Source organism: Streptococcus hyovaginalis DSM 12219, from assembly GCF_000420785.1.
GTDB classification, from domain to species: Bacteria; Bacillota; Bacilli; order Lactobacillales; family Streptococcaceae; genus Streptococcus; species Streptococcus hyovaginalis.
In genome coordinates this window covers 136,065-158,487 of record NZ_ATVP01000005.1, presented here as the reverse complement: position 1 = coordinate 158,487, position 22,423 = coordinate 136,065, and the positions used below count along the sequence as shown (strand labels likewise).

22 protein-coding genes and 1 riboswitch are annotated in these 22,423 nt (G+C 40.0%); of the genes, 9 read left to right on the top strand and 13 right to left on the bottom strand.

What is annotated here, in order from left to right; genetic code table 11:
- Window positions 1–46: 46 nt before the first annotated feature.
- Genes G574_RS0105000 through mnmM form a run of 3 tightly spaced genes read right to left on the bottom strand, consistent with a single transcriptional unit; the run spans window position 47 to window position 2,960 of the window.
- Window positions 47–2,113, bottom strand: a complete 2,067-nt coding sequence (locus G574_RS0105000; RefSeq protein WP_029691234.1) for a cation:proton antiporter — start codon at window positions 2,111–2,113, stop codon at window positions 47–49.
- Between the two features lie 5 nt (window positions 2,114–2,118).
- Entirely contained in the window at window positions 2,119–2,358 is a 240-nt protein-coding gene (locus G574_RS0104995) for a hypothetical protein (protein ID WP_017770547.1), read from the bottom strand.
- A 50-nt stretch (window positions 2,359–2,408) separates the two neighbouring features.
- Window positions 2,409–2,960 carry a tRNA 5-(aminomethyl)-2-thiouridylate-methyltransferase MnmM gene (gene mnmM / locus G574_RS0104990; protein WP_029691233.1) on the bottom strand — a complete coding sequence of 184 codons (552 nt, stop codon included), beginning with the start codon at window positions 2,958–2,960 and terminating at the stop codon, window positions 2,409–2,411.
- Between the two features lie 118 nt (window positions 2,961–3,078).
- Here mnmM and G574_RS0104985 point away from each other — a divergent pair, with 118 nt between their 5' ends.
- Window positions 3,079–4,098 carry a YeiH family protein gene (locus tag G574_RS0104985; RefSeq protein ID WP_029691232.1) on the top strand — a complete coding sequence of 340 codons (1,020 nt, stop codon included), beginning with the start codon at window positions 3,079–3,081 and terminating at the stop codon, window positions 4,096–4,098.
- A 60-nt stretch (window positions 4,099–4,158) separates the two neighbouring features.
- Here G574_RS0104985 and G574_RS0104980 read toward each other — a convergent pair whose 3' ends face one another.
- The 6 genes from G574_RS0104980 to G574_RS0104955 form a co-directional block, all read right to left on the bottom strand.
- Window positions 4,159–4,812: a phosphatase PAP2 family protein gene (locus G574_RS0104980; protein WP_029691231.1), complete on the bottom strand. Its 654-nt coding sequence runs from the start codon at window positions 4,810–4,812 to the stop codon at window positions 4,159–4,161.
- Window positions 4,813–4,886: 74 nt separating this feature from the next.
- Window positions 4,887–5,441 carry an ECF transporter S component gene (locus tag G574_RS0104975; protein ID WP_029691230.1) on the bottom strand — a complete coding sequence of 185 codons (555 nt, stop codon included), beginning with the start codon at window positions 5,439–5,441 and terminating at the stop codon, window positions 4,887–4,889.
- Window positions 5,442–5,512: 71 nt separating this feature from the next.
- A riboswitch (FMN riboswitch) is annotated at window positions 5,513–5,707 on the bottom strand.
- 213 nt (window positions 5,708–5,920) lie between these two features.
- On the bottom strand, window positions 5,921–7,123 hold the full coding sequence (gene lytR, locus G574_RS0104970; protein ID WP_029691229.1) for a glycopolymer--peptidoglycan transferase LytR: 1,203 nt from the start codon (window positions 7,121–7,123) through the stop codon (window positions 5,921–5,923).
- Window positions 7,120–7,644, bottom strand: a complete 525-nt coding sequence (locus tag G574_RS0104965; protein WP_029691228.1) for a GNAT family N-acetyltransferase — start codon at window positions 7,642–7,644, stop codon at window positions 7,120–7,122. Before G574_RS0104965 ends, lytR begins: the two co-directional genes overlap by 4 nt.
- The gene (gene tsaE, locus G574_RS0104960; RefSeq protein ID WP_029691227.1) at window positions 7,637–8,080 is read right to left on the bottom strand and encodes a tRNA (adenosine(37)-N6)-threonylcarbamoyltransferase complex ATPase subunit type 1 TsaE; all 444 of its coding nucleotides are present in this window, start codon (window positions 8,078–8,080) and stop codon (window positions 7,637–7,639) included. The genes G574_RS0104965 and tsaE overlap by 8 nt, the downstream gene beginning before the upstream one ends.
- A 110-nt stretch (window positions 8,081–8,190) precedes the next feature.
- Window positions 8,191–9,639 (bottom strand): NCS2 family permease, encoded by a 1,449-nt coding sequence (locus G574_RS0104955; protein ID WP_029691226.1) that lies wholly within the window; start codon window positions 9,637–9,639, stop codon window positions 8,191–8,193.
- Between the two features lie 183 nt (window positions 9,640–9,822).
- Here G574_RS0104955 and G574_RS0104950 point away from each other — a divergent pair, with 183 nt between their 5' ends.
- From G574_RS0104950 to G574_RS0104925, 5 genes are all read left to right on the top strand, one after another.
- Window positions 9,823–10,635, top strand: a complete 813-nt coding sequence (locus G574_RS0104950) for a Cof-type HAD-IIB family hydrolase (protein WP_029691225.1) — start codon at window positions 9,823–9,825, stop codon at window positions 10,633–10,635.
- Between the two features lie 291 nt (window positions 10,636–10,926).
- Window positions 10,927–11,919 carry a PTS sugar transporter subunit IIB gene (locus G574_RS0104945; RefSeq protein WP_029691224.1) on the top strand — a complete coding sequence of 331 codons (993 nt, stop codon included), beginning with the start codon at window positions 10,927–10,929 and terminating at the stop codon, window positions 11,917–11,919.
- Between the two features lie 60 nt (window positions 11,920–11,979).
- Window positions 11,980–12,792 (top strand): PTS mannose/fructose/sorbose transporter subunit IIC, encoded by an 813-nt coding sequence (locus G574_RS0104940; protein ID WP_029691223.1) that lies wholly within the window; start codon window positions 11,980–11,982, stop codon window positions 12,790–12,792.
- A 16-nt stretch (window positions 12,793–12,808) separates the two neighbouring features.
- Complete coding sequence (locus G574_RS0104935; protein ID WP_029691222.1) at window positions 12,809–13,723, top strand: PTS system mannose/fructose/sorbose family transporter subunit IID; 915 nt, start codon at window positions 12,809–12,811, stop codon at window positions 13,721–13,723.
- A gap of 719 nt (window positions 13,724–14,442) precedes the next feature.
- Entirely contained in the window at window positions 14,443–14,802 is a 360-nt protein-coding gene (locus G574_RS0104925) for a DUF956 family protein (RefSeq protein WP_029691220.1), read from the top strand.
- A gap of 21 nt (window positions 14,803–14,823) precedes the next feature.
- Here the strand turns inward: G574_RS0104925 and G574_RS0104920 are convergent, their stop codons facing one another.
- On the bottom strand, window positions 14,824–15,891 hold the full coding sequence (locus G574_RS0104920; RefSeq protein WP_029691219.1) for an acyltransferase: 1,068 nt from the start codon (window positions 15,889–15,891) through the stop codon (window positions 14,824–14,826).
- Between the two features lie 287 nt (window positions 15,892–16,178).
- Here G574_RS0104920 and serS point away from each other — a divergent pair, with 287 nt between their 5' ends.
- On the top strand, window positions 16,179–17,456 hold the full coding sequence (gene serS, locus G574_RS0104915) for a serine--tRNA ligase (RefSeq protein ID WP_029691217.1): 1,278 nt from the start codon (window positions 16,179–16,181) through the stop codon (window positions 17,454–17,456).
- A gap of 38 nt (window positions 17,457–17,494) precedes the next feature.
- Here the strand turns inward: serS and G574_RS0104910 are convergent, their stop codons facing one another.
- The 3 genes from G574_RS0104910 to G574_RS0104900 all read right to left on the bottom strand — a co-directional run bounded on the left by G574_RS0104910 (window position 17,495) and on the right by G574_RS0104900 (window position 20,751).
- Window positions 17,495–18,121 (bottom strand): ribonuclease P, encoded by a 627-nt coding sequence (locus G574_RS0104910; protein WP_029691216.1) that lies wholly within the window; start codon window positions 18,119–18,121, stop codon window positions 17,495–17,497.
- Window positions 18,122–18,436: 315 nt separating this feature from the next.
- Window positions 18,437–19,792 carry a 23S rRNA (uracil(1939)-C(5))-methyltransferase RlmD gene (rlmD, locus tag G574_RS0104905; protein ID WP_029691215.1) on the bottom strand — a complete coding sequence of 452 codons (1,356 nt, stop codon included), beginning with the start codon at window positions 19,790–19,792 and terminating at the stop codon, window positions 18,437–18,439.
- Entirely contained in the window at window positions 19,789–20,751 is a 963-nt protein-coding gene (locus G574_RS0104900; protein WP_029691214.1) for a hypothetical protein, read from the bottom strand. The genes rlmD and G574_RS0104900 overlap by 4 nt, the downstream gene beginning before the upstream one ends.
- A gap of 60 nt (window positions 20,752–20,811) precedes the next feature.
- On the opposite strand from G574_RS0104900, the gene G574_RS0104895 reads away from it, so the two are divergent.
- Window positions 20,812–21,591 (top strand): aminoglycoside phosphotransferase APH(3'), encoded by a 780-nt coding sequence (locus tag G574_RS0104895; protein WP_029691213.1) that lies wholly within the window; start codon window positions 20,812–20,814, stop codon window positions 21,589–21,591.
- 2 nt (window positions 21,592–21,593) lie between these two features.
- Window positions 21,594–22,370, top strand: a complete 777-nt coding sequence (gene recX, locus G574_RS0104890) for a recombination regulator RecX (RefSeq protein ID WP_029691212.1) — start codon at window positions 21,594–21,596, stop codon at window positions 22,368–22,370.
- The last annotated feature ends 53 nt before the right edge of the window (window positions 22,371–22,423 follow it).

The window sequence follows — 22,423 nt, the reverse complement described above, 5'->3', positions numbered from 1 at the left end:
CACGTGTATTCTAGATTATCTTTTGTTCAAAAAGAGTTATTAAATCTCACTGCTTTTGCCTAGCAAAACTTAGAAATTCATATGAGAGACTTGTTGTTGTATCGTTTAAAGAATAGTTTTCCAGCTCGTTAACATTGCTCCTAAGTAGTTGTGCATAGGTATTGGAAATTAAACCTTGTTCCTCAAATTCAGCAATAGTCTTTCGTTCTAAATAATAACCTCTTAAAATATCGTCATTACTATTTGGAATAAGATGCATGATGATCCGCTCTACAAAAAGCCCCGATTTAATAAGCTCAGCATCTCGTAACCGCGCATTCTGCAAGAAATCAATCAAGGAGAGGTTATAGTAACCTCCCAGAGCTTCTAGGCCTTCCAAGATAATCTCGGTATTATTAAGATACAAAGATGTAATGCGATCACGATTCTCATCAGTCAAGCGCCGCGTTGTTTTGGCTCGCTTTTTAAAAGCTCTAATGCGTGAACCAAATGTCACAATTTCATGAAGACTAGCTCTGACCACACGTAGAAAAATGCGAAAGCCATAAGTAAAACTAGAGGTAAAGCTACGGTTAACCTGCTTTTCTAGTAGCTTAATATATCTCTGGTAAATCCGATATTCCTTAAGATCAATCTCACCTTGATCAAATGCCAACTCTAAACCTTCACTCTCAATACCAATAATAAAGAGTTGCAAGTCAGCTAAATCCTTCTTAACTTGATTAGGTTCCTGCTCCAAAATCAGGTGTTCGATACGCGCATTGTAATTATCAATAACAGCATATAGAGACGCTTTCTGAGGATTTTGCCGACTATCCTCCTGTAGCATCGTCAATACCTTAGTCAAAATAGAGATTTTTATGAGGTTATCGACTGGCTCTTCAATCGGAGGCGCTAAAAAGGGAAGGACAACCAAACCTGTCAAAAAACTCAATAAGGTCACCGTAGCTACCATAAAGAGTAAAAGGCTATACTGTAGGTTATCCAAACGCGGTAATAGTAAAATCGTTGCAATAGAGACCGTTCCTTTAACACCTGAAAATGTCAGTAACAAAATATCCTTGAAAGACCGACGGAAAGAGCGATGCCGCTTCCACTTCCGATATAAATAGACCAGACTGATCATCACGAAACGGATTGCAAAAAGAAATACTGTCAAACCAATCACTAATGCCGCGAGATAGCCATTACTGTAGTCAGGACTTGTCAATACTGGCACCACGATAGAAGTCAATTCCGTCCCAAAGATAAGAAAGACAACACCATTTAGCATAAAGTTGACGGTTCGCCAGATCACATTGGTTACCCGGTAAACTTGCGCATCAAATAAAGTGACTTTACGTAATCGCCCGGCCTGCATCACTCCTGCAATAACCACAGCAATAATCGCAGAAACATTTAAAGCTGAAGCTACAAAGTAAACCACAAAAGGCAAGGTTAACTCTAAAAGGAGAGCCCCTGTTACATCTGCTGCATCAAATTTCTCCAAAATAGATAAGAAGATACGGTTCAAAAAGACAAATAGAAAACCAATTAAAACACCACCTAAAATAGCCAAAATCAATTGGAGGCTAGCTTTACCTAATGAAAAATACCCTGTCACCAAAGCTGTAACCGCAAACTGAAAGGCTACCAAACCACTGGCATCATTTAGAAGACCTTCTAGCTTCAAAATATTTTCAATACGCTTAGGAAAGGCGAACCGTTTAGAAATCGAAATAAAAGCAACCGCATCTGTAGGACCTAAAGCAGCACCCAAAGCAAAATAAGCTGCCATAGGCAGTTCGATGGGTAATAATTTGCTGGCCAAGGCGCCCACTCCTAGAGTAGTGACAAAAACCAGAGGCAAGATCAGGTATAAAATAAAATCACGATACCTCAAAAAACTACCAACATCAGCTTCCTCACCTTCGCGAAAGTTCAGTGGAGCAATCACAAATGCAAGAAACAGTTCTGGATTTAAATTAATGCTTTTTCCACCACTCAACAGGCCAAAACCAATTCCCAACAAGAGTTGAACCAGAGGCAGTGGCATTCGTGGAAAAATACGATTGATAACATTCGAAACAATTAATGAAAAAAGGAAGGCTATGACAAGAATGGGTAATTCCATACTGACTATCCTCCCTCATTTTTAGAACGACATGCCTGTTTTAAAGAAGCAATCCGTTCATCCACATGACGATGATCTCGGTGTGCCATCTTTAATTGACAGCGTTCCATTTCTAAAGTCATTAATTTTTTTTTAATCCGTTTTGATTGTTCAAATGTCCCTTGTTTCAATTCCTCTGAAACGGGATCGTCAATATACTTTCGTCGTAACTCAAAAAGACGTTCCGTTAATGATTGTTCAGACATGTTAATATCTCCTTTAATCACTAGATTATAACAAATTTTTCTCAAGAGGACTAGGAAGAAGTCCGTTTCTCAATCATGATTAAAAATGGCGGCGTATTAATTTGGTTCAAGGTTTGGTATAGCATTACCGTATACTTTTTCTGATCCAGTTGCTTCACAAAATCCAAGACAGCGTCTTTTTCCATTTCACCACCTTCATGGCCATAGTAAATCATTACAGCTATGCGCCCCTTATCTTTTAAAGCCGTCAAAGCCTTGCTAAGTGACTCTAGTGTTGTATGCGGTTTGGTGACCACACGTTTATCAGCCTTAGGCAGATAGCCTAAATTAAAAATAGCCGCATCTAGAGGCTCATCAATGTAGTGATCAAGCTTTTCATGACCATCTAAAATAATGTCAACATTGTCTAACTGTTGCGCTTTTAAGCGTTCTTTAGTTGCCAAGACAGCTTGTTCTTGGATATCAAAGGCATAAACCCATTTCACGCGCTGCGCAAAAAAGGCAGTATCGTGCCCATTTCCCATAGTGGCATCTAGGACAACGCTCTTGTCATCAAGAATGTCCATTAAAAAGTCGTGTGACATCTCAAGTGGTCGCTTCATCTTATCTCCTTTTGCTTATTCTGTTCTAGAAAAGTTTTGTGTGATTTTTCTAACATTAACTATACTTTCGTGCTCATGAATACTATAATTAAAGCAAAAAGATATCCAGGAGGCAACCATGCCCACTTTTAAAAGACGCCTACCAGGTCTCAGTCTCTGCATCAGTATTGCTGCAGTGGCTTGGTTCTTAGGCGAACAAATGCCCCTTATCGGTGCTCCCGTTTTTGGGATATTCATTGGTATGATTGTGGCGATTTGGCATAGCAATCGTGATATGACGGCAGAAGGAATCACCTTCTCCTCTAAAATCATTCTGCAAACGGCCGTAGTTCTTTTAGGTTTTGGTCTCAACCTAAAGCAAGTTTTAGCTGTTGGAACTCAGTCCTTACCGATTATCATCGCAACAATCTCAACAGCACTATTGATCACCTTTCCCTTAAAAAAATGGCTTAAACTAGATCGCCATATCTCCATTCTAGTAGGCGTTGGTTCTTCCATTTGTGGTGGATCAGCTATTGCAGCTACCGCACCTGTCATCAAAGCAAAAGAAGAAGACATCGCCCAAGCCATATCTGTTATTTTCCTCTTCAATATCTTAGCAGCCATGATCTTTCCCACGATAGGATATTATCTCGGATTATCCAACGAAGGTTTTGCCTTATTTGCAGGTACTGCTGTTAATGATACTTCCTCTGTAACAGCTACAGCAGCATCTTGGGACCGTCTCTACCATGCTAATACCCTAGAAGGTGCTACTATCGTCAAACTAACCCGAACACTTGCTATTATACCCATCTCACTAGGCTTATCACTCCTAGAAATGAGGCAAAATCAGAAAGCGAACACTAGCAAAGAACAGCAAACTTTTCAAATCAAGAAGATCTTTCCTATGTTCATCTTCTATTTTGTACTGGCTTCACTGATAACAACGCTATTTCCCCTACCTCTCCCTCTAGTTTCTAGCTTAAAAACAATATCAAAATTCTGTATTGTCATTGCCATGAGCGCTATAGGACTCAACACTAATATTTCAGGATTAGTCAAGCGTGGTGGTAAAGCCATCATCCTCGGTGGGATTTGCTGGGCAGCCATTACTTGTGTCAGCCTCATGATGCAAAAACTCACTGGTTTATGGTAATCCCAAATCCTATCCCTTTAAGAAAGCATGCAAACAAAACTAGTTGGACCTGTTGTCCAACTAGTTTTGTTTGCTTTGAAAACGTGCTTCGAAACGTTTTTGATCATAGAAGGGATAGATAAAGTTCAAGCATGCAAACCCTAGCAAAAAGCCTCCTAAAACATCTGTAGGGTAGTGTACCCCCAAATAAATGCGAGATAAGCCAATTAAAACGATAAATAAACCTAATAAGGCTTCAACCGCGATTCGAAGCCCCTTCGACTGAATACGCTGACGAACAATAATCAAGAGAAAGCCATAAATCATCATTGCCCCCGTCGAATGACCACTTGGAAATGAAAAACCATGAGCTGAAACAAGATGCTCGATCGTCGGTCTAGCTCTGCTATAGAGGTATTTAGCCCCCACAATCAATGCCCCTGAAAGACCTCCAGTTAAAGCAAGAAACTGTGCCTCAACCTTCCACTTTTTCAAAGCATATAGACAGACGCAAGCTAAAATAACCAAGCAAACAAAGGTCAAGGTGTTACCCCAAAAAGTGATGCCACTAAAAAAAGTCGTTGCTTGATTAGGAAGATTTCCTCTCACTGCCGTCTGAATCGTCTCATCAACAGCTACCAAATGCTCAGGATAAAACTTTACAGTATAACCTAAGATCATAAATAAAACGAGGGCAACTGACCCTCTTAACAGATACGTTTGTTTATTTTGCATAGAGGTATTATACCATACTTCACTAAAGTTTCAAAAAAACTAGCCAGATTATTCTAGCTAGTTTAAGGGTATTTCTAATAACGTTTGAGAACGTTTTTGGTACCTAGATAAGCTGGATAAAAGACTAGTGACAGGATGAGCCCTTGCAAAAGGTTAAACGGTAAAACTGCTGGCACGATATAAGAAGACATAGTTAAAGCTTCCGGCGGCCATCCCGCAAACTTCACATAAAGAGGAATCGCGTAGAAGAGATTCAGTACCAACATTGCCAATGTCAAGATTACAGTAGCAATAACAGAGGCGACGATGTAATTTATGAGTGTTTGGCGCTTTTTCCAAACAAAGGCAAATACCGTCACAAATAAACCTAAAGCAACCACATTCATCGGCATACCAACCCAGGTATTAACCCCTTCAAAATTCAGAATAAATTTCAATAGTGTGCGTAAAAGCAAGACAACGTAAGCCGATTTTAAATCAAACAACAATAAGGCTAATAAAACCGGAATAACACTAAAATCAATTTTCAAGAAACTAGCCACTGGTAAGATCGGAAAATTTAAAAATAGCAGCAAAAATGAAATAGCTGAAAGAATGGCAATATAAGCCAACTTACGTGTGTTTGTCATAAAAAAATTCCTCCAATTTGAACAAATTGAAAGAAGTTCCGTTCTTAAAGCTCGCCAAAAACAAGCTAAATTCCGGTCTTCTCCCATCCAGACTTTACTGTCGGTTGTGGAATCTCACCACATCAGCTTTCGCTCACGGACTTCAAATCTCCCCATTCTCATCAACCTACTTTTCCACAAACTATCAGCTTGCATCAAGTAGATCTTTGCAAATCGGTTAACCTGTCACCGCCGGTCGGGAATTACACCCTGCCCTGAAGACTGTCTTATTATAACAAACTTCTCACTACTTAGCAAGAATTAGTTTTCTTGTTCACAATTAAAATTGAAAAAGAAGCTGGTAAGACCCGCTTCTCTTTCACCATATAACAAAGTAATTGTCGCATAGACTACCTACCCTAGAATTTCTTCGTGCAGAAAACATGAGAAACATTGCTTCTTAGAACAAACATCTAGCAAGTTTTTACAAACATTATCTCTTAATAACCAACCTGTGCTTCACCTATAGTAGATTCCGGATAAACGACACCTTGACTTTGATCATAGTAAATCGTCCCCTGATCTACTGCTGGGACAGAAGGTTGTGGTACTTCTACACTGTAACTCCCGTCATCATAAGGGATACTTGCTTCGACTTGACTACTACTTTCTCCGTAAGTCGAAAGACCATATAGCTCTTCATAAGTGATCACATTGGTCTTGAGATTCTCCAAAGTTCCTTTGCGTTTGCCTAATTGTTTCTTGATAGTGTTTTGAGTCTTTAGGATGGTTTCCGCTGTCGGAATTTGATAAGATCCCCCATCAACCGTTGCGTCTTCACCTCTAAGTTGGTATTCTTTGACATGTTGAACAGTATCAATATATTTAAATAAACTTGGTATGGTAGCATTGTTAATCAAAATATCCGTCTGCATATTGCCACTAACGGCTAGCAAAATCTTTTTATAAGAGGTCACGCTATTGCCTAATTGCAAGACCTTCCTCATAACCTTTTGAATCACTTCTCGCTGACGCTTTTGACGACCGTAGTCCCCCTCAGGGTCATCATATCTCATGCGAGAATAGACCAAGGCCTGCTCCCCATTAATACGATGGGTACCTGGTTCCACTGTCGCTGTATAGTCTGGTTCGTTTTGAGAAATAGAGATCGGAAAATCAAAATGATTGGTAACGGTAATGCCATCAACAGCATCTACCAAATCCATGAGCCCTTGCATATTGATCTGCATGTAGTAGTCAATATCAATATCCAGCATTTCCTCAACTGTCATCATTGCCATCTCAGCACCACCAGCAGCATAAGCCGCATTCAATTTTGCGCGCTCTCCAGTCTGGTCGTTACTTTTAGGACCTTTTAGAGTTACCATAATGTCACGCTCTAAACTAGTCATAGTCGTTTTCTTAGTTTTAGGGTTGACTGTGACCAAGATCATAGAATCGCTGTTGCCTTCCCAAGTTGATTGTCGCTCTTGGATTCCAGTGTCAACCCCCATTAACAAAATCGAAAAAGGCTCCGTTTTATCAATAGCTTCGCTGGTTTTTCCATCGTCATAGTTTTTAAATGTCTTTGATAAAGCATCGCTTGAAAAAATATAGGCCGATCCAAGATAAACACCTATTGCTACTATTGTTGTGGTGATGATTAATGTCATCATTAGAACAATTTTTTTACCTAATTTCATTTGTTCTCGTTACCTATCATTTTACTCATCATTAAAATATCCAAATACTCGTCATTCACTTTAACGGCTGCTTTTTGAACGCCTTCTCGCTCAAACTCAAAATCCTCATAAAGTTTGATTGCTCTGGCATTTCGTATTTGAACACTTAGCTCCAAGCGTCGTATTAAGGGGCTTTGTTCAGCCCAGTCACAGATCATTTCCATAAGGTAATGTCCAATACCATTTCCTGAATAAGCTTGACTCACTGCAATAAAAAGATCACCAACATGATTGAAATGCGGATCATCACTACTAGCAACATTGGCCATACCAATAATGCAATCCTGCCATTTCGCTACTAAACAAATGGCATTTAACTGCTCCAAGTTGCTCTCTATAAAGCGAGCAAGGTCATCTTCTGAAAGCAGTGGCCCAGACGCCACAATCAAATCGGTCTCTTCGCAGACTTCTCTCAAAAACGTGACCATAGCTTGAGCGTCACCTACTTGAGCTTCTTCTATAATCAATTCTGCTTCAGACATGGGCCAGTTCTCTCACCAATCTCTCAGCTCTCTGTCCATGGGACTCCAAGCGAATCTGACGACCATCACCCTTGACAGAAAGAGTGAGCTTCAAATACGACAATGGCAGATGACTTTCGACCAGCTCCCCCCACTCGATAACTGTCACACCACCTGAAAATAAAAAGGCATCCAGATCAATCGAATCCGGATCATCACCAATACGGTAAACATCCAGATGATATAGTGGAAGTCGTCCCTCATATTCTCGAACTATAGTATAGGTCGGACTCTTGATCATCTGATCAATCTCAAGCCCCTTAGCAAGACCCTTGGTCAAGGTTGTTTTGCCTGTTCCCAAGTCCCCTGTTAAAATCAAGAGGTCTCCTGACTCTAACAAGGTCCCTAGTTTTTGACCAAAAGCTAGTAATTCCGATTCATTTTTAAGCTCATACATAGCCTCCATTATATCATAGAGATACCTCTTTGTCATGATTCAATCCCATCTCTGAACCATCAAAAAATCACCAGTCCTTAAAAACTGGTGACAAATCTGATGAGATTTTTTTATAGAATGGCCAAAATCACAAAATTAAGAACAAAGAGTGCTGTAGCTCCCCATAAGATTGGGTGAATCTCGCTCGCTTTTCCTTTGACCACTTTCACTAGACAATAGAAGATGAAAGCTGCTGCAATACCGTATGAAATAGAGTAACAAAGTGCCATAAAGAAGGCTGCAAAGAAAGCTGGAAGTGCATCTTCAAAGTTGCTCCAATCCACATCAAGGAAGGATGATACCATCATCACACCGACAATGATCAAAGCTGGCGCCGTTGCCGCAGCTGGTACAATACCGATTAGAGGCAAGAGAAACACAGACAATAAGAATGCCACCGCTGTCGAAACAGCCGTTAAGCCTGTACGACCACCTTCAGCAATCCCTGCAGCAGATTCCACGTAAGTAGTTGTGTTGGATGTCCCAAACAAAGCACCAATTGAGGTTCCGATAGCATCCGCAAAAAGGGCACGATCCATTTTTGATGAAAATCCTGAAGAATTTTCAAGAGACGCTTCATCCTCTGCAGAAAAGATTCCCGTGCGGCGACCAGTACCGATAAATGTTCCCAAAGTATCAAAAGTATCAGAAAGTGAGAAGGCAAAAATCGTCATTAATACAAGAGGCAAACGCGTCGAGTCGCTAAAGAGAGACCCCATTCCGTCAAAAGCTGCCAAAAAAGTTGTCCCCAACTCATCAAAAGCAGAAGCTAGGTTGTTTGAGAAGCTCACACTAGATAAATCAACAACTCCCATAGGAATCCCCAAAAGTGTCGTCGCAATAATACCAATCAAAATGGCACCACGAACATTTTTAATGACCAGTATAGCTGTCAAAAAGAGACCAATAACTGCTAAAATAACTGCCGGATCAGTAAAGGTAGAAATAGCTGGTACTACACCTCCGTTAGCAGCGATTGAGCTGACACCCTTCGATAAGTCAGCACTTGCAGGTGCTGCCCCATTGATGGCTACAATATTATCTGCCGAGAGGGAAAAATCAATAATATTAGCATTTTTAAAACCAAGATAAGCAACAAAAACTCCAATCCCACCACCAATGGCATGCTGGAGACTAACTGGAATGGCTTTGATGATGCTTTTACGTACCTTGGTAACTGTGATAAAAATATTAAATAATCCACAGATAAAGACCATAGCCAAAGCTTCTTGCCAGCTAAAGCCCAAACCAAAGACAACCGTGTAAGTAAAGAAAGCGTTGAGCCCCATCCCTGGTGCCAAAGCATAAGGAACATTGGCAAATAATCCCATAATCAAGGTTGAGATCACTGATGAAATGATAGTTGCTAGAAAAACAGCTTGAGTTGGCATTCCTGCTGCCCCTAAAATCGATGGGTTTACGAAAAGAATATAACTCATCGCAAAGAAGGTGGTCAAACCAGCTACAATTTCCGTGCGGACAGTTGAACCATGCTCTTTTAACTTAAATAATTTTTCCATTTTTAAAAACAGAACTCCTTTTTTAGAACGATATATCAATATTATCACAATAATGTTCGTTTTTCAATCCTATATCAAAGCTTTTTCGATTTATTTTCAAGTAAAAGAATATATTTCTACCTTTTTTAAGAACAATAGGTATGACAAGTGAGTTTTTATGCTATCTTTTGGTATAATACTACTATGACAAAAAAAATGATTGCTATTGATTTAGATGGAACCTTACTCCACAGTGATAACACAATCTCAGACTACACCGTAGATGTTATTCAAAAAGTTCAGAAAAAAGGGCATAAGGTAGTTATCGCAACTGGGCGTCCTTACCGCATGGCTATAGACCATTACAAACGCTTAAAATTAGACACTCCCATGATTACCTTCAACGGCTCACTGACCAATCTACCTGGACATCGTTGGGATTTTGAACAATCGGTTACCTTGGATAAATCTTATCTTCTTGATATCCTCAAACACAGTAATTTTTACGAAATGGACTTCATTGCGAGTGAATACCGCAAAAACTTCTATATTACAATGGATCATACTGACCGCATCGAGCCCTCTTTATTTGGGGTCAAAAAAATCACAGAAAGCATGCGTTTAAAACCTGAAAAAATTACTAGAGATCCTAACGCCCTGCTCATGCAGACACGCTCTACGAATAAAATCGCTTTAGCCGACACCATTCGTGAACACTTCCGCAACCAAATTGAAGTAGATTCTTGGGGAGGACCACTTAATATTTTAGAAGTTTCTCCAAAAGGGGTTAATAAAGCCTTTGCGCTTTCTTACCTGATGACAGTTTTTAACAAAACTGCTGATGACTTGATCGCCTTCGGAGATGAACACAATGATACCGAGATGCTCCACTATGCCAAAACAGGGTATGCTATGAAAAATGCCAGTCAAGTCCTACTTCCCTATGCCAACGAGCAACTAGCCTATACAAACGAAGAGGATGGAGTTGCCAGACAACTGGAAGCACTTTTTCTGTAATTTTCGCCCTAATTTCTTTATTTTTAGAAAATATCATTTAAACCATCAGAAAAGAGCATTTTTTAGGAAATGCCTCTTTTTTTCTGTCGATTTCGATCACATTTATTGACAGTTTTTGAAAAACACCGCCATCTTTTGCATTTTTTTGTCAAATGGACTTGCATTTTTAGTGAAAACGTTTTAAAATGAGTTGTTCTTAATTTTTAGGATAAAAAAGAGTGCCTTTTGGCCATATCTGGAGAGATTCTTCTTTATCCTAAGAAAAATAAATTATTAGGAGGAAGAACACGAATGGGTATCGGTATTATTATTGCCAGCCATGGTAAATTTGCTGAAGGTATTCATCAATCTGGTTCTATGATCTTTGGCGACCAAGAGAAAGTTCAAGTTGTCACTTTCATGCCAAGCGAAGGACCTGACGATTTGTATGGACACTTCAACAATGCTATCGCTCAATTTGATGCTGATGATGAAATTCTTGTCCTTGCTGATTTGTGGAGTGGTTCTCCATTTAACCAAGCAAGTCGTGTTATGGGAGAAAACCCTGACCGCAAGTTTGCCATCATCACAGGTCTTAACTTACCAATGCTTATCCAAGCCTATACAGAGCGTATGATGGACGCCAATGCAGGTGTGGATCAAGTTGCGGCCAATATCATCAAAGAATCTCGAGATGGTATTAAAGCACTTCCTGAGGAGCTCAATCCATTGGAAGAAGCCTCACCAACTGAGAAAGTTGTCACTGCACTTCAAGGTGCCATCCCTCCAGGGACTGTTATTGGCGATGGGCAATTAAAAATTAATCTAGCACGTGTTGATACACGTCTCTTACATGGTCAAGTCGCAACAAACTGGACACCAGCTTCAAAAGCTAACCGTATCATTGTTGCTTCTGACACTGTTGCTAAAGACGATTTGCGTAAGCAATTGATCAAACAAGCAGCTCCTGGTGGAGTAAAAGCTAATGTTGTTCCAATTGATAAACTTATCGAAGCGTCAAAAGATCCTCGCTTTGGAAATACACACGCTCTAATTCTCTTTGAAACACCACAAGAAGCCTTGCGTGCAATCGAAGGTGGCGTCCCAATTAAAGAACTTAATATTGGTTCAATGGCTCATTCAACTGGTAAAACAATGGTTAACAATGTTTTGTCTATGGATAAGGATGACGTTGCTACATTTGAAAAGCTACGTGATTTGGGCGTTGAATTTGATGTTCGTAAAGTTCCTAGTGACTCACGTAAAAACCTCTTTGATCTTATTAAAAAAGCTAACGTTAAGTAGTCCCTTGTTATTAATTTGGATTACCGTTAGTACCTTGTTATTACTCGAAAGGATTTCAAAATGTCAGATATTTCATTTATTTCTGCTATTTTGGTCATTGTTGTTGCCTTCTTTGCAGGTCTAGAAGGTATCCTCGACCAATTCCAATTCCACCAACCACTTGTTGCTTGTACCCTCATCGGTCTCGTTACAGGTAACCTCACTGCAGGGATCATGCTTGGTGGTACACTGCAAATGCTTGCCCTTGGTTGGGCTAACATCGGTGCAGCCGTTGCCCCAGATGCTGCCCTAGCTTCTGTAGCTGCTGCTATTATCATGGTAAAAGGGGGAGATTTCACTCCAAAAGGAATTACCTTTGCTTACTCAACAGCTATTCCTCTTGCCGTTGCTGGTCTTTTCTTAACGATGATCGTTCGTACCATCTCAGTTGGTTTGGTCCATGCTGCAGATAAGGCTGCATCTGAAGGGAACATCTCTGCTCTTGAGCGCACTCACTTCATTGCCCTTCTTCTTCAAGGTCTTCGTATTGCTATCCCTGCTGCACTCTTACTCGCAGTTCCTGCAGAGTCTGTACGTAGTGTTCTAGAGATGATGCCAGAATGGCTCAGCGGAGGTATGCAAGTCGGTGGTGCTATGGTCGTTGCCGTTGGTTACGCTATGGTTATCAACATGATGGCAACACGTGAAGTATGGCCATTCTTTGCCCTTGGTTTTGCATTAGCCGCTATTTCTGAACTAACACTTATTGCCATGGGGGTTATCGGCGTTGCCATTGCCTTTATCTACCTCAACCTCTCTAAACAAGGTGGGTCTGGAAATGGTGGTGGTTCTGCATCACTCGATCCAATCGGCGATATCCTAGAAGACTACTAAGAAGGGAGTGCTTACAATGACTGAAAATCAAATCAAATTATCAAAAGCAGATCGCCAAAAGGTTTGGTTCCGATCACAATTCCTTCAAGGATCTTGGAACTACGAGCGTATGCAAAACTTAGGTTGGGCATACTCACTTGTTCCTGCTATCAAAAAATTGTACACCACTAAAGAAGATCGTGCTGCTGCTCTTGAGCGCCACATGGAATTCTTCAATACTCACCCATACGTTGCAGCACCAATTCTTGGTGTTACACTCGCTCTTGAAGAAGAAAAAGCAAACGGAACAGATATCGATGATGAAGCTATTCAAGGTGTTAAAATCGGTATGATGGGACCTCTTGCTGGTATCGGTGACCCAGTCTTCTGGTTTACAGTACGCCCTATCCTTGGTGCTCTTGGTGCATCATTGGCGAAAGCTGGTAACATTATGGGACCAATTATTTTCTTTGTTGCTTGGAATGCTATTCGTATGGCCTTCTTATGGTATACACAAGAATTTGGTTACAAATCTGGTAAAGAAATTACCAAAGATATGTCAGGTGGTATCCTTCAAGACATCACTAAAGGAGCTTCTATCCTTGGTATGTTCATCCTTGCTGTCTTGGTTCAACGTTGGGTTTCTATTAACTTCACTGTGCCACTCCCATCAACACAATTAGCTGAAGGGGCTTATGTTGAATTCCCTAAAGGCAATGTTACTGGAGCTGAACTTCAAGGGATCTTGGGACAAGCTCTAAGCGGATTGAGCCTAACTGCTGAAAAAACAAATACTCTTCAAGCACAATTGGATTCATTAATCCCTGGATTGATGGGACTTATCTTAACATTCATCTGTATGTGGTTGCTTAAGAAGAAAGTATCTCCAATTACAATGATCATTGGTCTCTTCGTGATTGGTGTACTTGCTCGTCTTGCAGGAATCATGTAAAATATAAAAGAGTTTCCAAGCGGAAACTCTTTTCATTATAATAAATAGTGTCTGAAAAAACAGCAATGTCAAAAAGAAACTGCCAGACAGGCATATGCATCTTATCATAGCGCTAAATGGAGCTGGGAAATTAGGTTATACTGAAAAGATCATCACTAACATTTGCCTCAAAGACTAGCAATTTCTAGGCCACAGTCTATCGTTCTACTTATCTCATCCGAAGTTGTCTATAGTTGACTATAAAAGCAAAACTCTTTCATGACCAAGATAGACATAGGATACAATCTCACGATATGCGACTTGTCGAGGCAAATAGAGGCAGCAGTTGTGGCCGTCATCGTTTGGCAAATTGTGGTCATTTGCGGTACAGATTGTCGAGCGAACATCACCACCTCTCCTTTGACACGCCAATCTATCTTACTATGGATTGATCCTCTCTTCATTGAGCGCGTTCTTTCTCACTTCCTTAAGGCAAAAAAGAAGCATACTTTATGTCATGCCTTATAGACTGGTAAGATTAAAAATAAAACAACTTAAGCTCTTAACAGATTGATTTGAAGTATAAACTGAAAGTGTCTGGCACTTAATAACCCAAATCCAAAATGAGCTTTTGGGATCGTTTTATCATTAACTACTGCAACGATCGATTGACACAAATACAAAGAAGAAGACTAAGTCTAGAGCTTGATCTCAGACTCATTATTTCTAGAAAGGTAATCATGGCACAATCTCAAAATAAAAAAGTACTCCTCCAAACCACTGGTGTATCCTACCTCAGTATGGGGGGGAACGTTGGAAAGTTCCTGGTTGGGGACGTTGCGTTTGAGTTTTACAACGACCGTAATGTCGAAGATTATATCCAAATTCCATGGACTAGCATTGATAAAATCGGAGCTAATGTCTCAGGAAAAAAAGTGAGTCGACATTTTGAAATTTTTACCGACTCAGGAAAATTCCTCTTTGCTTCTAAGGATTCAGGAAAAATTCTCAAAATTGCTCGGGAAAAAGTCGGAAATGACAAAGTGGTTAAATTACCGACACTATGGCAAACCTTAATACATAAACTCAGAAAACGCTAAAAAGCTGTGATAGATGCTCTATCACAGCTTTCTCACTTTATTTTTAAAGGTAAACCAATCATCGACTTTAGCTACCTTGTTGGATACATCTAAGGTTTTAAATAGCCAAATGCGAATCTTTTCAATCATACTTGATCCTAAATATATCAACAGACTAACACCCAAAACGATAATGGGAAATACAAAGACAGAAGCATCAACAAAATGTTCCGCAAAATCTCGCATCGCAAATTTCACTACAAGCGGGTGTAAATGAACCAAATAGACGCCAAAAGTAGCTGGGGCAAAAAAGCGAATCCATTTGATCAAGCGACCTGTCGGAGAGATATCAAGGTTAACAAAGAGTATAAATAAGGCTAAAGCACCCAATGTAATCGTCGGAGAGGTATACCAGTACCACTTTTCACTGACTGTATATTTTAAAATCAGGGTTGCGGCAATAGAGAAAATATAAAGACCAATCAACCAAAAAGGTTTATTAAGCCGCTTGATATCAATTCGCGCAAGAAAAGCACCAACAATATATAAAAGAATCAGCCAGGTCATGCTAAACCCCTTTGATAAGGAGAACTCTGAGACACTTGTATCCAACAACACTGGCAATAAAGAAAAGACAACAAAACCTGTCACAATCATTTTACCAAGGTCGGATAATCCCATTCTTGGCAATGCGATATTGAAAAATGGCATGGTTAACATCAAGCCAAAATATGCCGTGACATACCAATATTGTCCAGTAATAACAGGGAAAAACGCCCCTATCCAGTCTTGAGCTTCAATGGGTTTGCTTAAGAGTAAAAAGAAAAGGGTAATGCCAATCGTATAGAAGGCAACTTGAAGCCATAAATTAATTAATTTAGAATATTTAAAATGCGACCTAAAACCAACGTAACCACTGATCAGAGCGTAACAATTGACAGCAACATACACACTAGCTTGAATAATCCACGTTTGCAAAAAGTGGGCATCCACCGTTCCAGAAACAGAATCACGAATGCCACCTTTTCCAAGAACATGTGTGACAACAATCATAAACATGGCAAAGATTCTTAAAAAATTAATGCCCGCATTATAAACTCTCTTTTCCATGCTAGTATTTTAACATATTTCGATAAACGCCCAAAAAACACTGACCGATAGTTTACAAAACTTCTATCTTTTTGCTATAATGGAGGCAGCGGATAAGTAATGATGACAAGCTGTTTTAGAGAGTCTACGGTTGCTGAAAGTAGACCAGTTTGCATGATGAAATTCTACCGTGTTATTAGTTATTATAGTTATTAAGTGCACTATTTGTGAAGTTGGATGGAACCGCGCCTCGGCGCTCCAACACCATACACAAGTAGTGCTTTTTTAGTCAGAAAGAGGTATAAGCCATGTTAGATATTAAACGTATCCGCAACGATTTTGATGCCGTTGCGGAAAAACTTGCGACACGTGGTGTTGCTGCTGAAACACTTGCTGAGTTGAAAGACTTAGATGCTAAACGCCGTCAACTTTTAATCACATCTGAAGAATTAAAAGCAGAGCGTAACCTTGCTTCAGATAAAATCGCCCAGGCTAAACGTAATAAAGAAGATGCGTCTGAACAAATTGCTGCTATGCAAAAAGTATCAGCTGACATCAAGGCTGTCGATGCTGAATTAGCAGAGATTGATGACAAGTTAACAGCTATTATCACTATTTTGCCAAATACACCGCATGACTCAGTTCCTGTCGGTGCTGACGAGGACGATAATGTCGAAGTGCGTCGTTGGGGAACACCTCGTGACTTTGACTTTGAACCTAAAGCTCACTGGGACCTTGGTGAAGACTTCGGCATTCTTGACTGGGAACGTGGAGCAAAAGTTACTGGAGCACGTTTCTTATTCTATAAAAACTTAGGCGCTCGTCTTGAGCGTGCCCTCTACAACTTCATGTTAGATGAACATGCTAAAGAAGGCTATCAAGAAGTGATCCCTCCTTACATGGTCAACCATGAGTCTATGTTTGGGACTGGCCAATATCCAAAATTCAAGGAAGATACCTTTGAGTTAGCAGAGAGCCCTTACGTTCTTATCCCGACAGCTGAAGTACCACTCACCAACTACTACCGTAACGAAATTATCGACGGCAAAGAATTGCCAATCAAGTTTACAGCCATGAGCCCTTCATTCCGCTCTGAAGCTGGTTCAGCTGGTCGTGACACGCGTGGTCTTATCCGCCTCCACCAATTCCACAAAGTTGAAATGGTGAAATTCGCTAAACCTGAAGAGTCTTATGACGAGTTAGAAAAAATGACAGCCAATGCTGAAAACATCCTTCAAAAACTTGGGCTACCATACCGTGTTTTAGCTCTTTGTACTGGAGATATGGGCTTCTCAGCTGCTAAGACATATGATTTGGAAGTTTGGATTCCTGCACAAAAGACTTATCGTGAAATCTCTTCATGTTCAAATACAGAAGATTTCCAAGCCCGTCGTGCGCAAATCCGTTACCGTGATGAGGCAGACGGTAAAGTTAAACTCCTTCACACCTTAAACGGTTCAGGACTTGCTGTTGGTCGTACGGTCGCTGCTATTCTTGAAAATTATCAAAACGAAGATGGCTCTGTCACCATTCCAGAAGTCCTTCGTCCACACATGGGCGGTACTGAAGTGATTGCACCAAACTAAAACCTTATGACATTCAAAAAGTGAGCTCCGCTTGGAACTCACTTTTTTGTAGCCTCATAATAAGGAAATAGATCTCTAAAAGCTTCTAGCAGTTTTGGAACTAGCTCTTGGATAGTCATAACTTTTGTCATTGGGATGTCCTTTTTAACTAAAACTTTTCTAATCTTGCCATCAGCTAGCTCCTCTAGCAATTTTTGTCTATTGCTTTCCGTTCCTTCTTCCCGATGACTTTCACCATTTTCTTGAACCCAATAATAGAGTGGCTCAGTTATCGGAACGTCTAAAACCTTCGCCTGTTTAGCCAGTGTTTCAGCTGATTTCTTACGTTCAATGAAACTAACTTCAACCGAAATTCCAAAATTATCCTTTTGACCATATAGGCGAATGGCAAGACCAACTTCATCATAGTCATCATCAATGCCATGGAAATAAGTCCAAAAATGTGGCCGTCCTATCTGAGCTTGATTAGCCCAGTTGCTGACACGCTCCATTTTAAAACCAGGCAAGGCTTGAGACAAAGCTTTGGACAAAGTCGTCATTTCAGCACGCGCAGCCTGTCCTTGCGCTTTAAAAGCCATCATAGCATCTGCTTCTGCGCCAGCTTTTTCAGGTTTAACGTATTTAAGACCTTGATAGGCTAAATAGTTGTTTATATCTGAAAACATATCAACTCCTTGAGGATAAGCAATCCTACTAACTATACCTTAGAAATAAGTAATGGCTATCTCAAGTCGCAACCACGTGATTGACCTTCTCACATATACCTACTTACGAACGAGCTTAATAAGAACTTTAGTCCCAACCGTATATAGGAATGAAATAGCTTTTGTTTATATTAGTCCAACCATAAAAATGAGAAGACAAAGCTTTATCTCCTAACTAGTTTAACAACTGCCTCTATCCTTGCGGTATGTGGGAGTGAACATGTCCAATGGACATGTTTAGCCTTGTCGCCTGAAAATCAAGAAGCGACAGGTTATTTATCTGCGCAATAATTTAACTACAGCCTCGGTCCTCGCGGTATGTGGAAACATGTCCACACTTTGAATATAGTCAACATCATAGACTTTGCTCAGCTGGGTTAAATCACGCGCCAAAGTTGAGACATTACAAGAAACGTAGACCATTTTTTTCGGTTGGTATTTAACAATAGTTTTGAGGAGGGCATCGTCTAAACCAGTTCGTGGTGGGTCCACAACAAGGGCATCAGCTCGATAACCTTCTTGGTACCATTTAGGAATGATTTTTTCTGCTTTACCTGCTTCATAATGGGTATTATCAAAGCCCATACGACACGCATTTTTCTTAGCATCTTGGATAGCTTCTGGGATAATATCCATCCCGCGCACGCTTTTGACCTGCTTGGCAAAGGCAAATCCAATAGTACCAACACCACAATAGGCATCAATCAAATGGTCTTCTGGACTAACATCAAGGGCCTTGACTGCCTCACCGTAAAGCACCTGTGTCTGTTCAGGATTGAGCTGGTAGAATGCTCTTGGAGACAATTGGAAACTATAGTCCAAAACTTCCTCTTCGATAGCATCCTGCCCCCAGAGAATCTCTGTTTCTACCCCATAAATCTCACTAGATTTGGAGGTGTTGAGATTAAAGGCAACTGTTTTGATTTGAGGAAAGGCTACAATTAAATCCTTAATAACAGCCGTCAGATTAACCCATTTGCTCGAAATAAAGATGATTTGAACCTGGTCGGTAGCTTCTGCCTTACGAACCATGACCGTCCGAATTCCATGGATTTTGCGCTCATTGTAGATAGGCACTTTGTATTTGTCTAAAAGATTGGTAATCTTGTTAATGATTTCCTGCGTCAACTGATCCTGCACCAAGCAATCTTCCAGAGAAACAAGTCGGTGGCTTCCTTCAGCATAAAGCCCAGCCTTGACGGAACCTCCAAAGGAGCGGGTTTGAAATTGCAACTTTGCGCGGTAATGCTGCGGCTTATCCATCCCTAATGTTGGACGAATCTCGTAGTTTTCAAAACCTGCTGGTTTAAATTTCTTGAGAGCTTGCTTAAGCAAATCCACCTTAAAATCAAGCTGCTTATCATAGCGAAGATGCATAATTTGGCAACCACCGCAAGCTTCATAGATAGGGCATTCCGGCACAACACGGAACTTAGATTTTTTATTAATTTCAAGAATCTTGGCTTCAACAAAGTTACGATTAACAGATGTCACTTGGCAAAAGACTTCTTCTCCTTTAAGGGCACCTCGAACAAAAACTAGCGTTTTTTTATAAAAGCCAATCCCTTCGCCATTAATTCCCATGCGTTTGATTTTTAAAGGGATCCGTTGTTTAACTTTTAGGGTACTCACGATTGAAACACAACCCCCTTCTCCTTGAGTTTCTTAATTGTTGTTGATCCAATTTTAGGTATCTCTCTAAACTCTGCTTCCGACCATTCTTCAATATCAGAAACATATTGAATACCAAAACTAGTCAGTGTGTTTAGTTGGACACTACTAAAGACTTCCAAGTTCTCGATAAGCGGTGATTCTTCAATATCTAATAATTGCTGAATGATGGCCATAATATAATGACTAGACGGAATCAAGATAGGCAAAAATGTACTTAAGGAAACATAAACAGCTGTCATACTATTAGCTTGATAGGAGTCTAAACTACTCACTTCCATGATAGCTTCCAAGGGCATCATAGGCTGATTACAAAAAGCAAAAAAACCGTCCACTTTAAATAGCCAATCATCCAAGATGTCTCTAACGGATTCCTCCTGACCAGCTAAGATAGAAGAAATAATATAAGGAATATCCATCATCAAATCCCCCTGATGATAGTCCTTACTGAAATAGAATGCTTTTAACTCTTCATGCTTTGACATAAGCACATACGACGACATGATTTCATAACGCGTCCTTAAACCATCTGTTTCCTCTACCTGATAGATTTCAAGAAAATGGTCCAATGCTTTTTGGTAAAGGCCATTTTGTTTATAAGCTGTCGCTAGTGCCATCTTATTTGACAGATAAGGGCGCTCGCCCAAGTTAATCCAACCAACAGGCTCAGAAGTTAGCCAGCTATCATGTCCCTGAGCTTCCGTTCTTTCTAAGTCTCTGAGCGTTTGATAGCTCATTTTGGCTAATGCTGCTTCTCCTTCTAAGTCTTCAAACGCTTCTCCGAATGCCAAATCATCGTAAAGTTCATCTAACTCCTCATCGGAAAATCCCGCCAACTCACTTTGAAGGAGCTCTTCAAAATCCTTTTCAGCCAAATACTCACTGAAATCTATAATCTTATCATTATCTTTCTTACTCATACCAACGCTTCTTTCAAGGAATCTTTGCTACCATTTTACCATTTTTGCTATAATAAAAGTATGAAAAATCCTGAATACCATATAAATGATGGGGAACTTCCGGAAAGTCTTCATCCCTATCTCCAAAATCAAAAATGTTATGATTATTCTTCTCACTCCGGAGCTTTAGTCTTAAAAATTGGAGATGATTATTTTTTAAAAATAGATTCAAAAAGAAAATTACAAGAAGAAGCGCGGATAACAAAGTGGTTCTATCAACATCACTTAGGAGTTGAAGTGATGGAATATATCAGTAAGGATAGGGACTATCTCTTAACAAGAGCCGCAGTCGGTTCTGCTTCAACATCTTTCTTAAATTCTCCAGAGTCAATCTGTGCTATTTTAGGTCAAGAACTACGAAAACTGCATCATTCCAAACCCGACAATTTTCCCGATAATCATCTCCTCGAAAACTATCGTCAAAAAGTCAAAAAGAATCATCAAAATGGTGTTTTCTATGAAAAAGCATTGCTCCCGATGTTTCACATTTCAAATCGAGAAGAAGCATCTCAATTCGTGTCAGAAAAAGGACATCTCTTAGAAACCAACGCCTTCATTCACGGCGATGCCTGTTTACCAAATATCATTTTAAAAGATCCACAAACTTTCTCTTGTTTTATTGATTGGGGTCTTGCTGGCTATAGTGATAAGCACATTGATATTTTCTGGGCTATCTGGTCTATTCATTATAATTTGGAAAATGATAACTATATCCAAATCTTTTTAGATAACTATTCTAGAGCTGATATCAACTGGGAAACCCTACGAGTTGTCGCCGCACACGAAGCCTTCGGAGACTAAGCATGAAAATCACCAAAATCGAAAAGAAAAAGCGTCTCTATCTCTTAGAGCTGGATGAGACTGAGAGACTGTACATCACCGAAGATACCATTGTCCGCTTTATGCTAACAAAAGGAATGACTGTCTCTGAACAAGAGCTCAACGACATCCGTCAGTTTGCCCAATTTTCTTACGGGAAAAACCTGGCTCTTTATTTCATTTCTTTTAAACAGCGGACTGAAAAAGAAGTTAGAGATTATCTCTATAAACATGAGATTGAGGCGTCTATCATTCCGCAAGTGCTTGATAATCTTAAAGATGATAACTGGATTAATGATCAGCAATTCATCATCTCTACTGTCGAGCAAAATCTCTCTAGCGGTGACAAGGGGGCCTTTGTTATCAAGCAAAAACTCATGCAAAAAGGTATTTCCAGTGCTACGATTGATGGCGTTTTAGCAGACTATGACTTCACAGAAGTTGCTGAACGTGTCGCACAGAAACTCTTGCGCAAGTATGATGGCAAGCTAGCTTTTAAAGCTCTAAAAGACAAGCTCAACCAAAGTCTAACAAACAAAGGATTTTCCTACTCAGAAGCTAAACTGGCTATTGACAGCCTCGATTTGGAGAAGAATGAGGTAACCGAGGAAGAACTTATCTACCAAGAATTAGACAAGCAATACCGAAAATACAGCCGAAAATATGAGGGCTATGACTTAAGACAGCGACTAACACAAGCTTTGGCGCGAAAAGGCTATGATTTTGACAGCATTCGTTCGGCTTTAAGGGACTATTTGTAAAAGACTGTAGCATAAAGTGCATTTTTCTGACAATTATGATAAACTAGTAAAGA